The following is a 14,100-nucleotide window of genomic DNA, read 5'->3' as shown; positions in this document are numbered from 1 at the left end:
AGGATTTGAAACGGTTGTTAATTCGTTCACATAAAAGCAACATTAAATCTTTGCTGAATCGTTGAGCGCAGCGTAATCGGCTGCCGGACTAGCAGGACATTATACCCATATAATTAGAGTGGATATAAGCATGAGGATCGGAATTTGGCGCAGCGGCCACAAAAAACCGCGTTCTGCATCTGAGCAAAAAAAACGGCCCCTTTTCAGGAGCCGCTTGATGACCAGTCAAACCAGCAGAATTACTTCTTCTTGGCTTTCGGGTTAGGCAGATCGGTGATGCTGCCTTCGTAGATTTCCGCCGCCAGGCCCACGGATTCGTGCAGGGTCGGGTGAGCGTGGATGGTTAGCGCGATGTCTTCCGCGTCGCAGCCCATTTCGATAGCCAGACCGATTTCACCCAGCAGCTCGCCGCCGTTGGTGCCGACAATCGCGCCACCGATGATGCGGTGAGTTTCTTTGTCGAAGATCAGTTTGGTCATGCCGTCTGCACAGTCGGAAGCGATCGCACGGCCGGAAGCCGCCCACGGGAAGGTGGAGGTTTCGTAGCTGATGCCTTTCTCTTTCGCTTCTTTCTCGGTCAGACCCACCCATGCCACTTCCGGCTCGGTGTAAGCGATGGATGGGATCACTTTCGGATCGAAGTAGTGCTTCATGCCGGCGATAACTTCTGCGGCGACGTGGCCTTCGTGCACGCCTTTGTGCGCCAGCATCGGCTGGCCGACGATGTCGCCGATGGCGAAGATGTGCGGCACGTTGGTGCGCAGCTGTTTGTCGACGTTGATAAAGCCACGCTCGTCAACTTCCACACCGGCTTTGCCGGCATCCAGCAGTTTGCCGTTCGGCACGCGGCCGATCGCCACCAGCACCGCGTCGTAACGCTGTGGTTCTGCCGGCGCTTTTTTACCTTCCATCGTGACGTAGATGCCGTCTTCTTTGGCTTCTACCGCGGTCACTTTGGTTTCCAGCATCAGGTTGAACTGCTTGCTGATACGTTTGGTGAAGACTTTCACCACGTCTTTATCTGCCGCGGGGATAACCTGATCGAACATTTCAACGACGTCGATCTGTGAACCCAACGCATGGTATACGGTGCCCATTTCCAGGCCGATAATGCCGCCGCCCATAACCAGCAGACGCTCTGGGACGGTTTTCAGTTCCAGCGCATCGGTAGAATCCCACACGCGTGGATCTTCATGAGGAATGAATGGCAGTTGGATCGGACGAGAACCTGCGGCGATGATGGCGTTGTCGAAGTTGATGGTGGTTGGGCCGTTTTCGCCTTCCACAACCAGGGTGTTAGCGCCGGTGAACTTGCCCAGGCCGTTGACCACTTTCACTTTACGGCCTTTGGCCATGCCAGCCAGACCGCCGGTCAGCTGAGTGATGACTTTTTCTTTCCAGACGCGCACTTTGTCGATGTCGGTTTTCGGCTCGCCGAAAACGATGCCGTGTTCGGCCAGCGCTTTGGCTTCTTCGATCACTTTGGCAACGTGCAGCAGTGCTTTGGAAGGGATACATCCCACGTTCAGGCAAACCCCGCCCAGAGTGGAATAACGTTCAACCAGAACGGTTTCAAGACCTAAGTCAGCGCAACGAAAGGCTGCAGAGTAACCTGCCGGGCCCGCCCCAAGTACCACGACCTGAGTTTTAATTTCAGTACTCATCATGACCTCTTAATTGATTGTCCGGCGGGTCAGACGTCATTTTTATTGCTAATCGATCTCATAACGCCCTTCATCCACCGGGACGCTTACACCGCGAGCAGTTTACAGAATTGTTAATAATCTGCAAAGCGTGTTCGAGTGACCCGTGTCTCAACAATTTTGTCGAGTTATGCAAAATCCGACAAAACTGCTACAGAATCGTCAGGGGCGCAGCATGCTGCGCCCCTTTTGCATTACATCACCAGACGGCGAATGTCGGACAACATGTTGTTGATGATGGTGATGAAGCGCGCACCATCGGCACCGTCGATAACGCGGTGGTCGAAGGACAGCGACATCGGCATCATCAGGCGCGGCATGAACTCTTTACCGTTCCAGACCGGCTCCATCGCAGACTTGGAGACGCCCAGGATAGCCACTTCCGGCGCGTTGACGATCGGCGCGAAGTGAGTCGTCCCGATACCGCCCAGGCTGGAGATGGTGAAGCAGCCGCCCTGCATCTCGCCCGCGGTCAGCTTGCCGTCGCGCGCTTTCTTGGAGATGGTCATCAGCTCGCGAGACAGCTCGGTGATGCTCTTCTTGTTCACGTCCTTGAACACCGGAACCACCAGGCCGTTCGGGGTATCTACCGCCACGCCGATGTTGATGTATTTCTTCAGCGTCAGCTTCTGGCCATCTTCGGACAGCGAGCTGTTGAAGCGCGGCATCTGCTCCAGAGCGGCAGCGACGGCTTTCATGATGAACACGACAGGCGTGAACTTCACGTCCAGCTTGCGCTTGGCCGCTTCTTCGTTCTGCTGCTTGCGGAACGCTTCCAGATCGGTGATATCGGTTTTGTCGAAGTGAGTCACGTGCGGGATCATCACCCAGTTGCGGCTCAGGTTCGCGCCAGAGATCTTCTGGATGCGGCCCATTTCGACTTCTTCGATCTCGCCGAACTTGCTGAAGTCCACTTTCGGCCATGGCAGCATGCCCGGCAGACCGCCGCCGGCAGCAGCCGGAGCCGCTTCAGCGCGTTTCACCGCGTCTTTCACGTATGCCTGAACGTCTTCGCGCAGGATGCGGCCTTTACGACCGGTGCCTTTCACTTTCGCCAGGTTAACGCCGAATTCACGCGCCAGACGACGAATGACCGGAGTCGCGTGCACGTAGGCCGCGTTCTCGGCGAACTCGCCTTTGTCTTCAGCTTTCGCAGCCGGAGCGGCGGCTTTAGCGGCGGCCGGCGCCGGCGCAGCGTCCGCTTTAGCGGCTGGCGCGGCGGCAGCGGCAGGCGCAGCGCCTTCCACTTCGAACACCATGATCAGGGAGCCGGTTTTCACTTTGTCGCCGGTCGCGATCTTGATCTCTTTCACGGTGCCCGCGAACGGCGCTGGCACTTCCATAGAGGCCTTGTCGCCTTCCACGGTGATCAGAGACTGCTCGGCGGCAACCTTGTCGCCTACCTTGACCATCACTTCGGTCACTTCGACTTCGTCACCGCCGATGTCCGGCACGGCGACGTCTTTGGCCGCAGAGGCCGCAGGCGCTGCAGCGGCAGCCGGTGCTTGCGCCGCAGCCGGAGCAGCAGCGGAAGCGGCGCCAGCCACTTCGAACACCATGATCAGGGAACCGGTTTTCACTTTGTCGCCGGTCGCGATCTTGATCTCTTTCACGGTGCCCGCAAACGGCGCAGGGACTTCCATGGAAGCCTTGTCGCCTTCCACGGTGATCAGGGACTGCTCGGCTTCCACCTTGTCGCCCACTTTCACCAGGATCTCGGTCACTTCGACTTCGTCGGCGCCAATGTCCGGCACGGCAACGTCTTTGGCAGCAGCGGCAGCCGGAGCAGCTGCTGCTGCCGCCGGTTTTTCTTCCGCTTTCGCCGCCGGAGCAGCTTCCGCTGCGCCTGCCGCTTCGAAGATCATGATCAGTTTGCCGGTTTCGGTTTTATCGCCGACCGCCACTTTGATCTCTTTCACCACGCCCGCCTGCGGGGAGGGCACTTCCATGGAAGCCTTGTCGCCTTCCACGGTGATCAGCGATTGTTCCGCTTCAACTTTATCGCCGACCTTCACCAGAATCTCGGTGATTTCGACTTCATCTGCACCGATGTCCGGTACGTTGATTTCGATAGACATTATTCAGTACCTCTTAGGCCAGACGCGGGTTAACTTTTTCCGGGTTGATGTCGAATTTCTTGATTGCGTCAGCAACCACAGAAGCTTCGATCTCACCGCGTTTAGCCAGTTCACCCAGAGCAGCAACCACCACGTAGGATGCATCGACTTCGAAGTGGTGACGCAGGTTTTCGCGGCTGTCCGAACGACCGAAGCCGTCGGTGCCCAGTACGCGATAATCGCTGGCCGGCACATAAGTACGAACCTGTTCGGCGAACAGTTTCATGTAGTCGGTAGAGGCTACCGCAGGCGCGTCGTTCATCACCTGAGCGATGTAAGGCACGCGTGGCGCTTCGGTTGGGTGCAGCATATTCCAGCGCTCGCAATCCTGGCCGTCGCGCGCCAGTTCGGTGAACGAGGTCACGCTGTAGGTGTCGGAACCCACGCCGTAGTCCTTCGCCAGGATCTGCGCAGCTTCGCGCACGTGGCGCAGGATGGCGCCGGAGCCCAGCAGCTGTACCTTGCCTTTGCTGCCTTCCAGCGTTTCCAGCTTGTAGATACCCTTGCGGATACCTTCTTCCGCACCCTGCGGCATCGCAGGCATGTGGTAGTTTTCGTTCAGCGTGGTCAGGTAGTAGTACACGTTTTCCGGGTTGTCGCCATACATGCGCACCAGACCGTCGTGCATGATCACCGCCACTTCGTACGCGTAAGCCGGATCGTAAGAGATGCAGTTAGGGATGGTCAGAGACTGAATGTGGCTGTGGCCATCTTCGTGCTGCAGACCTTCGCCGTTCAGGGTAGTACGGCCCGAGGTCCCGCCGATCAGGAAGCCGCGCGCCTGTTGGTCGCCCGCTGCCCAGCACAGGTCGCCGATACGTTGGAAACCGAACATCGAGTAGTAGATGTAGAACGGAATCATCGGCAGATCGTTGGTGCTGTAGGAGGTCGCTGCGGCCAGCCAGGAAGAGGCTGCGCCCAGTTCGTTGATGCCTTCCTGCAGGATTTGGCCTTTCTCGTCTTCTTTGTAGTAAGCAACCTGCTCACGGTCCTGCGGGGTGTACTGCTGGCCGTTCGGGCTGTAGATACCGATCTGACGGAACAGACCTTCCATACCGAAGGTACGCGCTTCGTCGGCGATGATTGGCACCAGGCGATCTTTGATCGACTTGTTCTTCAGCATCACGTTCAGGGCACGCACGAAGGCGATAGTGGTGGAGATCTCTTTGTTCTGCTCTTCCAGCAGCGAGCTGAAATCTTCCAGCGCCGGCATTTCCAGCTTCTGGGTGAACTCCGGCAGACGGGTAGGCACGTAGCCTTTCAGCGCCTGACGACGTTCGTGCAGGTATTTGTACTCTTCGGAATCTTTCTCGAAGGTGATGTACGGCAGTTTTTCGATGTCAGCATCGGCAACCGGCACGTTGAAACGATCGCGGAAGTGGTGAACCCCTTCCATGTTCATTTTCTTCACCTGGTGAGCGATGTTTTTACCTTCCGCGGTTTCACCCATGCCGTAACCTTTGATGGTGTGGGCCAGGATAACGGTCGGTTTGCCTTTGGTGTCCTGCGCTTTTTTCAGTGCAGCGAAGATTTTCTTCGGATCGTGACCACCACGGTTCAGCGCCCAGATTTCGTCGTCGGTCATGTCTTTGACCAGCGCCGCGGTTTCCGGGTAACGGCCGAAGAAGTGCTCGCGCACGTAAGCGCCGTCTTTGGATTTGAAGGTCTGGTAGTCGCCGTCCAGGGTCTCGTTCATCAGCTGAACCAGTTTACCGCTGGTGTCTTTGCGCAGCAGCTCGTCCCAACGGCCGCCCCAGATCACTTTCAGCACCTGCCAGCCTGCGCCGGAGAAGATGCCTTCCAGTTCGTTGATGATCTTGCCGTTACCGGTGACCGGGCCGTCCAGGCGCTGCAGGTTGCAGTTGATGACGAACACCAGGTTGTCCAGCTTCTCGCGGGTGGCGATGGTGATGGCGCCTTTGGATTCCGGCTCATCCATCTCGCCGTCGCCCAGGAAGGCGTAAACGGTCTGCTCAGAGGTGTCTTTCAGGCCGCGGTGTTCCAGGTATTTCAGGAACTTCGCCTGATAGATGGCGCTGATTGGGCCCAGGCCCATGGATACGGTCGGGAACTGCCAGAATTCCGGCATCAGCTTAGGATGCGGGTAAGAGGACAGACCGTTGCCGTGCACTTCCTGACGGAAGTTGTTCATCTGTTCTTCGGTCAGGCGGCCTTCAAGGAAGGCGCGCGCGTAAACGCCCGGAGAGATGTGGCCCTGGAAGTAGACCAGGTCGCCGCCGTCTTTCTCGTTGCGTGCGCGGAAGAAGTGGTTAAAGCAGACTTCATAGAAGGTCGCGGAAGACTGGAAGGAAGCCATGTGGCCGCCCAGCTCCAGGTCTTTCTTGGATGCGCGCAGAACGGTCATGATCGCGTTCCAACGGATCGCAGAGCGAATGCGGCGTTCCAGATCCAGGTTGCCTGGGTAAGCCGGTTCGTCTTCTACCGCGATGGTGTTGACGTAGTTGTGCGCCGCAGCACCGGCCGCAACGTTAACGCCGCCTTTGCGGGCTTCTCCCAATACCTGATCAATCAGAAACTGAGCTCGCTCAACACCCTCTTCACGGATGACCGATTCGATCGCCTGCAGCCAGTCGCGGGTTTCGATCGGATCCACGTCATTGTTTAAACGTTCTGACATGGTGGTATTCCTTATCTGTCTAATGGTTTGTTTGGAGCCTGTCTTCCTGTGCTCTGTGAAAAAACACACGAAGACAGGCCCATCAGTTTAGTTGCCGCTTAAGTACTTAACTAAGTACCTCGAACTTAACCCCCGCAGGCTGGTGTACCCTGAAGAGGACAGCTCTTAATCCTTGCGTTGCTGGAGACGCCGCAGCGATCTCTCGCGCCGAGTATGCTCCCGGCTGAGATCCAGCAAGATTTCCTCGATAAACGCCAAGTGGCGATGCGAGGCTTCACGGGCCTTTTCCGGCTCGCGTGCCACAATCGCCTCAAAAATTCCGGCGCGGTGGCTGCTCACTTTTGCCAACATCTCACGGCGCGAGTAGAGCAATTCAAAGTTCTGACGCACGTTCTGTTCCAGCATCGGCCCCATGCAGCGTAGCAGGTGAAGTAACACAACGTTGTGAGCGGCTTCGGTCACGGCGATTTGATACTGCATGACCGCATCGGCTTCGGCGTCGAGATCGCCGCTGTCTTGAGCCTGTTGAATCACGATGTGGCAGTCGCGGATGCGCGCCAGATCTTCATCGGTGCCGCGCAGCGCCGCGTAATAGGCGGCAATGCCTTCCAGCGCGTGACGGGTTTCCAGCAGATCGAACTGTGATTCGGGATGGTCGGCCAGCAGCTCGGCCAGCGGATCGCTGAAGCTCTGCCACAGATTAGTTTGCACGAAGGTGCCGCCGCCCTGACGGCGCAGGAGCAGCCCTTTCGCTTCAAGGCGCTGAATGGCCTCTCTCAGAGAAGGACGGGAGACATCAAATTGTTTCGCCAGCTCGCGCTCCGGAGGCAGTTTTTCGCCTGGGCGCAGTGTCCCCTCGAGGATCAGGTATTCGAGCTGTTGCTCGATAACATCTGACAACTTGGGTTGGCGGATTTTGCTGTAGGCCATGAGTGAATTCTTCTCTGCGAATGGCGCGGAGTCAATTGGTAATACCAATTTCAAAAACGTGACGGTAAAGTAACAAAGTATTCACCTCCTGTCCATACGGGCCTTGATCGAAATCAGGTTACCCGCACATTTTAACACCCCGCTGAAAACCCCGCTGCAAACCGGTAACGCCGTGATGGTATTACCATTTACGCGGCGGGTTGGGGATTTAACTTTTACCAAACCTTACGCAAGGCAGAGTGCAAACTTTTTGCCCGAGTTTTATTGCATGGTTATTACGCTTTAATGAATGGCTATTTGGCGAGCAGCGCAACGGCGGTTCGTTCATTATTTGAACGCGACCCACCGTTCAGATCTACGTTATTTTTGCGCATTATGTGATTTGTTGCTTATTTCATGCACTGAATCCCTCCTGCCGTCACACAACCCGCATTTTGTTTCCTAAACTGCTGCAATCTTAATCACTCACACGACAAAGCAGGTGCAAACCGACGCGCATAACATTATTCTCTGCCAAACGGTAGCGGCGCCGTGGAATTAATAGCTATAACGCCGTAAATAAAACAAAACACACATCGTAACCACTGCTTTACAGGCAGGTGGGCATTCACAACGACAGAGGGTTAGATTGATGGATGGTCAACAGCATGGTGACCAGCTGAAGCGCGGCCTGAAAAACCGCCATATTCAGCTCATCGCCTTAGGTGGCGCAATCGGCACCGGGTTATTTCTCGGTATCGCTCAAACAATAAAAATGGCCGGCCCGTCAGTGCTCCTCGGCTACGCCATCGGCGGCTTCATCGCGTTTCTGATCATGCGCCAGTTGGGGGAAATGGTGGTGGAAGAGCCGGTCGCCGGCTCCTTCAGCCACTTCGCCTACAAATACTGGGGCAACTTCGCCGGCTTCGCCTCCGGCTGGAACTACTGGGTGCTGTATGTCCTGGTGGCGATGGCGGAGCTGACCGCGGTCGGCATCTACGTGCAGTACTGGTGGCCGGAGATCCCCACCTGGGTTTCCGCCGCGGTATTCTTCCTGGCGATCAACGCCATCAACCTGGCCAACGTCAAAGTTTACGGCGAGATGGAGTTCTGGTTCGCCATCATCAAAGTGGTGGCGATTATCGGCATGATCGTGTTCGGCGCCTACCTGCTGTTCAGCGGCATGGGCGGCCCGGAAGCCACCGTCACCAACCTGTGGGCGCAGGGCGGGTTCTTCCCGAACGGCGTCATGGGCCTGGTGATGGCGATGGCGGTGATCATGTTTTCCTTCGGCGGCCTCGAGCTGGTCGGCATCACCGCCGCCGAAGCCGACAACCCGCAAAAAAGCATTCCGAAAGCCACCAATCAGGTGATCTACCGCATCCTGATCTTCTATATCGGTTCACTGGCCATTCTGCTGTCGCTGTACCCGTGGGGCAAAGTGGTCGAAGGCGGCAGCCCGTTCGTGCTGATCTTCCACGCGCTGAACAGCAACCTGGTGGCGACCGTGCTGAACATCGTGGTGCTCACCGCCGCGCTGTCGGTCTACAACAGCTGCGTCTACTGCAACAGCCGCATGCTGTACGGCCTGGCGCAGCAGGGCAACGGCCCGAAAAGCCTGCTGAAGGTCGATGGCCGCGGCGTGCCGGTGGTGGCCATCGGCATCTCCGCCCTCGCTACCGCGCTGTGCGTGCTGATTAACTACCTGATCCCGGGCCGCGCCTTCGAACTGCTGATGGCGCTGGTGGTGTCGGCGCTGGTGATCAACTGGGCGATGATCAGCCTGGCGCACCTGAAGTTCCGCGCCGCCAAAAACCGCGAAGGCGTGGTGCCGAAGTTCAAAGCGTTCTGGTACCCGTTCAGCAACTACCTGTGCCTGCTGTTCATGGCCGGCATCCTGGTGATCATGTACCTGACGCCGGGTATTCAAATCTCGGTGCTGCTGATCCCGGTGTGGGTGGCGATCCTGGCCGTCGGTTACGCCATCAAACAGCGCAGCCAGCGCGTCGACGGCGTCACCAGCCGTTGAATCCCGTGACCGCGCAGTAAACAAAACGGCCCGAAGATGCGGGCCATTTTTTTGCCTGAACGCCGCTTACTTGCGCAGCGCTTTCACCTGCTCGGCGGTGATATCCGCCGGCAAGCCGCCCCAGGTCACGCGCAGGTAATTCACCAGCTCCGCCACGTCGGCATCGCTCAGACGCTCGCCGAAGCCCGGCATGCTCTGCATGCTTTCACCGTTCGGGAACTGCTGGGCCGGCAGGCCGTCCAGCACCGACACGATCAGGTTCTTGCCGTCCGCCTGGCGCAGCGTGGCGTTATCGCGCATCGCCGGTGCGACGTGCGGTTTGCCCTCGCCTTCACGCGCATGGCAGCCGGCGCACTGATCCAGATAGACCATACGCCCGGCATCGCTGCCCTGCCCCATTTTCACCGGCACCGCCGCCGGCGGCTGCTCGCCCATCAGATACAGCGCCAGCGCCTGATGATCTTCCGGCGTCAAATAACGGGTGCTGAGATCCACCACCATGTGCATCTCGCTGAAGGCGGAACCCTGCGGCGCAAGGCCGGTGCTGAGGAAGCGGCTGACGTCCTGCGGCGTCCAGCCGCGCTGCGCCAGACCGTGCGGCGTAATGTCCGGCGCCATGAAGCGGCCGAGATCGCCGCCCTGCATCGGTTTGCCGAGATCCATCTGCCCCAGCGCGCCGCGCGGCGTGTGGCATTCGCCACAGTGGCCCAGCACATCGGCCAGATAGCGGCCGCGCTGCCATTGCGGCGAGCTGCCCTGCGAGCTGGCCGGCAGCGGATCCTGGCTGCGGAACAGCAGATTCCAGCCGATCAGCGCCATGCGCTGGTTGAACGGGAACGGCATCTCGTTGGCCGGAATGGCCACGTCCACCGCCGGGCGCGTCATCAGGTAAGCGTAGATGTCGTCGGCGTCCTGGCGCGAAATGCCCTTGTACGAGGTGTAAGGCATCGCCGGGTACAGGTGCCGCCCGCCCGGCGCCACGCCCTGCGTCAGCGCCAGGAAGAAGTCGTCCTTGCTCCAGCGCCCGATGCCGTGGTCGGCCGACGGCGTCAGGTTGCTGCCGTAAATCGTGCCGAACGGCGTGTCCAGCGGATAGCCGCCGGCCAACGGCGCCCCACCGCTGGCGGTATGGCAGGCGGCGCAGTCGGCGGCCTGCGCCAGATAGCGGCCGCGTGCGATCTGTTCGGCGCTGGCGGTCACCTGCTGCACCGGGCCGTCGTAACGGCGGTTTTCCCGCCACCACAACAGCGCAATCACCACGATCGCCACCAGCACAATCAACACTGCGAGACGTTTTTTCATTGCGCCGTCTCCTTCAGCAGGCCCGGCGTTTTCAGCACCACGTCGCGCACCGCTTCGTAGTAGCGCACGTAGCCGGTGCAGCGGCAGATGTGGCTGTCCAGCGCCTGCTCGATGGCGTTCTCCAGCTGATCGCGGGCGATCGGCTCACGCTTGAGCTTTTCCACGAAAATGGTGGCGGCGTTGACGAAGCCCGGCGTGCAGTAGCCGCACTGGAAGCTGTAGTGCTCCAGAAACGCCTGCTGGATCGGCGACAGCTCAACCACCTCCCCCTGTTCGTCCACCCTGGCGTGGCCTTCGACGGTGCGCACTTTCTTGCCGTTGAAGAAATGCGCGCCGGTGATGCAGGTGCGCACCTCTTCGCTGGTGCCGCTCGGGTGATCGACAATCGCCACGCAGGCGTGGCAAATGCCCTGCCCGCAACCGAGGCGCGAACCGGTCAAATCGAGATACTCGTGCAGGAAATCGATCATCATCAAGCCTTCCGGCACCTCGATCGGGCCGTACTGTTTCTCGTTGATGGTCAGGGAAATCGGCTGGGTTTTAATGCTCATTGTAATACCTCACGAATATTTTCTGCACGAACGGGCAAATCACGGAAACGGTGGCCGGTGGCGTCGGCAATGGCGTTGACCAGTGCGGCCACGATCGGGATCATCACCACTTCCGCCATGCCTTTCGGCGGATCGGTTTCCGACAGCGCCGGCAGGATGTCGCCGCTCTGTTTCCACACCGCCACGTCGCTGGCGCGCGGCAGGTGGTAACGGTTGAAGTTCCAGGTACCGTTGCCCGGGCCGTCTTCGTACAGCGGTAAATATTCGTGCAGCGCATGGCCGATGCCCATCGCCAGCCCGCCCTGCAGTTGGCCGGAAACCAGTTCCGGCACGATCAGGTTGCCGCACTCCATGATCGAATGGTGATTCAACAACTCCACCTGGCCGGTGGCGATATCCACCGCCACTTCCGCCAGCGTGCCGACGGCGCTGTAGTAGGTCACCGCCGCATTGTTGCGCTGGGTCGGCGGGTAGTAGACCTGCCCGCGCGCCAGCGGTTTGAATTCGCCGTTGGCGTTGCGCAGCGCCATGCCGTCGATAGGCAGGCGTTCGCTTTTGCCGTTCAACGTGAAATCGGCCTCCGCCCACTGCCAGCGGTTGAACACGTGCACCGCCGCGCCGGTGACGCCGCCCATCTGATAAGCCGTCTTGGCCAGCAGCTCGAGGCTCAGCACCGACATGCCCGCCGCCGTCAGGCCGCCTTCGACCCAACGCGCATCTTCGCGCCGCACCACCAGCGGCGCTGCCTGGCCGCCGCCGATGCCGGCCTGCCACAGCGCCATCGCCGCCGGCCACAGGCCGTGATCGAAGATCAGGCGCGCCGCTTCGCGGGTGCTGTGCGAGAAGTAATAGGCCGAGTTGCTGGCGCTCGACGGCGAACAGTAGCTCGGCGTCCAGTTAGGGTTGGTTTGCAGCTTGTCCTGCTCTTCCTGCGACATCAGGTAAGGATCGCCGCTGGTGACCATCGGCAATACCGACCAGTCGGTGACCGAGAAGTGGGCTTCGTCGGCCGGTTTGCCCAGCCACTGCGCGCACAATACCGACTGCGAGGTCGACATGCCGGTGCCCATCTCCGCGCCGCTGTGATGCAGCGTGATGCGGCCATCTTCGCTCAGCTCCACCCGGGCGAACGAGGTTTCCGCCCCGGTGCCAAAGTCTTTCTGTACGCAGCCGAAGCCAACGCCATAGCGCTTGCCGGGATGGCGGCTCTCAAACTCGGCCTTGCGTTCGGCGCGCTTGAGCCACATCTCGTGCTTCGCCGCCTTCTCCAGCACTTCATCGGCGCGGATCGCACCGGCCGGGATCGCCCCCTGGGTGTTTTTCATGCCGGATTTCAGCACGTTGCGCAGGCGGAACTCGATCGGGTCGATCTTCAGCTCGGCGGCCAGCTCATCCACCATCATCTCGGTGGCGGCCATGCTCTGCAGCGTGCCGTAACCGCGCGCCGAACCGGCGTCGATGGCGCGTGAGGCCAGCCCGACCGACGACAGATCGCTTTTCGGGAAGTAGTAAATCGACTGGGCGGCGGTCGCGCCGACCATCACCACCGAAGGGGTGAAGTTGCTGCGGCCGCCGCCGTCCGCGGTCATGTCACCGAGGAACGACTGCATGACGCCGGTCTGCTTATTCACCGCGATGCGGTAGTTCATGTCGAACGCATGGCGCTTCAGCGCCGTCTGGAACTGCTCGAAACGGTCATTGGCCAGGCGCACCGGGTGGCCGTCGCCGTACATCGCCGCCACCGCGCCGTAATACGGGAAGTTGTAGTGATCTTTCGAGCCGTAGCCCACGGTGTAGCACGGGTGCAGGATCAGCTGTTTCACCGGCGGGTTGCGCCTGGCCAACATACGCGGCATCTCGTCGGCCACTTCCTGCGGCGACTGAGTCGGCACCACCAGATGCAGGGTTTGCGTCTGCGCGTCGAACCAGCCGTTGGCGTTGTCCGGCTCCAGCGCCGAGGTGTCGATCGACTGCGTGGTGTAGCGGCGTGACATCACCAGCCAGTCGGCCGGCGGATTCGCCAACTCGTCGGCGATCAGGCCCGCATAGCGCATGCCTTCCTGATCCAGCTTGCCGCCCTCGCGCCCTTCCGGCCATACCGGCAGGTGTTTTTTCATCGATACCGGGAAGATCGGCGTATCCTTCAGGCTGGAGAAGCGATCGTCGTCGAACGGCTGTTCTCCCCCCACCCGCACATAGCGGAAGCTGCCCCAGGGATCGCGCTCCAGCGGGCCGGTGACCGCGCCGTATTTGATGGTTTCCTCACGGAATTTCAGCTTGTCCTTGGCGAAGCGGAAACGGGCGAAGTCGTGATAGATCAGGATCGCCACCGCCTGGCCAAGGTAGGCCGGAGTTTTGCCGTTCGGCAGCAGCATGTCGTCACCGTAGAACGCCGGAAAGGCCAGGCCATCGCGCGCCAGATCTTCCGCCGTCACCAGGCGATCGGGCTGCAGATCGTCCCCCAGCAGCGACAGATCGACCCCCTCGAACAGCCGGTCGGCTTTGGTAACGCGCAGAATGAAGGCGTGCGCCTGTTTCTGCGGCCAGTGCGGCATGTCCACCGCGCGGATATCGCGTGCGAACACCTTCTGCCCCATGACCTTGGCGCGGCCGTCGATACGGAAACGGACGCGCTTGGCCTGCGGATCCCAGTTGGGTGACTGGAGGATTTTTTGCTCGAACAGCGCGGCGTAGGCGCGGCTGTACAGGGGGGCGAGGTACACGGAGACCCCCGCAATCACGGCGCTTTTGATAAAGCGGCGCCGCGACGGGTTGAAATTGCTCATAAATAAGTCCTTCACGTCTTTCTTGTAATTGGTTTTTGTTCGCGGTGTTGTTGCGCAAACGCTGA

8 protein-coding genes are annotated in these 14,100 nt (G+C 59.6%); 1 reads left to right on the top strand and 7 read right to left on the bottom strand.

Annotated elements, in window-relative coordinates; genetic code table 11:
• Positions 1–239: 239 nt before the first annotated feature.
• The 4 genes from lpdA to pdhR all read right to left on the bottom strand — a co-directional run bounded on the left by lpdA (position 240) and on the right by pdhR (position 7,388).
• Positions 240–1,664, bottom strand: a complete 1,425-nt coding sequence (gene lpdA, locus WFM45_RS16795; protein WP_004937500.1) for a dihydrolipoyl dehydrogenase — start codon at positions 1,662–1,664, stop codon at positions 240–242.
• Between the two features lie 233 nt (positions 1,665–1,897).
• Positions 1,898–3,781 carry a pyruvate dehydrogenase complex dihydrolipoyllysine-residue acetyltransferase gene (aceF, locus tag WFM45_RS16790; protein WP_033632105.1) on the bottom strand — a complete coding sequence of 628 codons (1,884 nt, stop codon included), beginning with the start codon at positions 3,779–3,781 and terminating at the stop codon, positions 1,898–1,900.
• Between the two features lie 13 nt (positions 3,782–3,794).
• Positions 3,795–6,458: a pyruvate dehydrogenase (acetyl-transferring), homodimeric type gene (aceE, locus tag WFM45_RS16785; RefSeq protein WP_033632104.1), complete on the bottom strand. Its 2,664-nt coding sequence runs from the start codon at positions 6,456–6,458 to the stop codon at positions 3,795–3,797.
• 165 nt (positions 6,459–6,623) lie between these two features.
• On the bottom strand, positions 6,624–7,388 hold the full coding sequence (pdhR, locus tag WFM45_RS16780; RefSeq protein WP_004937490.1) for a pyruvate dehydrogenase complex transcriptional repressor PdhR: 765 nt from the start codon (positions 7,386–7,388) through the stop codon (positions 6,624–6,626).
• Between the two features lie 631 nt (positions 7,389–8,019).
• Here pdhR and WFM45_RS16775 point away from each other — a divergent pair.
• Positions 8,020–9,396 (top strand): amino acid permease, encoded by a 1,377-nt coding sequence (locus WFM45_RS16775; protein ID WP_004937488.1) that lies wholly within the window; start codon positions 8,020–8,022, stop codon positions 9,394–9,396.
• Between the two features lie 66 nt (positions 9,397–9,462).
• Here WFM45_RS16775 and WFM45_RS16770 read toward each other — a convergent pair whose 3' ends face one another.
• From WFM45_RS16770 to WFM45_RS16760, 3 genes are read right to left on the bottom strand one after another with little or no spacing between them, the layout of a single operon-like run.
• Entirely contained in the window at positions 9,463–10,698 is a 1,236-nt protein-coding gene (locus WFM45_RS16770; protein WP_336956502.1) for a cytochrome c, read from the bottom strand.
• Complete coding sequence (locus tag WFM45_RS16765; protein ID WP_015379038.1) at positions 10,695–11,249, bottom strand: (2Fe-2S)-binding protein; 555 nt, start codon at positions 11,247–11,249, stop codon at positions 10,695–10,697. Before WFM45_RS16765 ends, WFM45_RS16770 begins: the two co-directional genes overlap by 4 nt.
• A complete protein-coding gene (locus WFM45_RS16760; RefSeq protein WP_156866495.1) occupies positions 11,246–14,035 on the bottom strand; it encodes a xanthine dehydrogenase family protein molybdopterin-binding subunit in 2,790 nt (929 codons plus the stop codon). The genes WFM45_RS16765 and WFM45_RS16760 overlap by 4 nt, the downstream gene beginning before the upstream one ends.
• Positions 14,036–14,100: the final 65 nt, after the last annotated feature.

This window comes from Serratia sp. KG1D, assembly GCF_037150675.1.
GTDB lineage: Bacteria > Pseudomonadota > Gammaproteobacteria > Enterobacterales > Enterobacteriaceae > Serratia > Serratia nematodiphila.
Note: the sequence above shows the minus strand (reverse complement) of the source record. Positions and strands in the feature narration are given on the sequence as shown.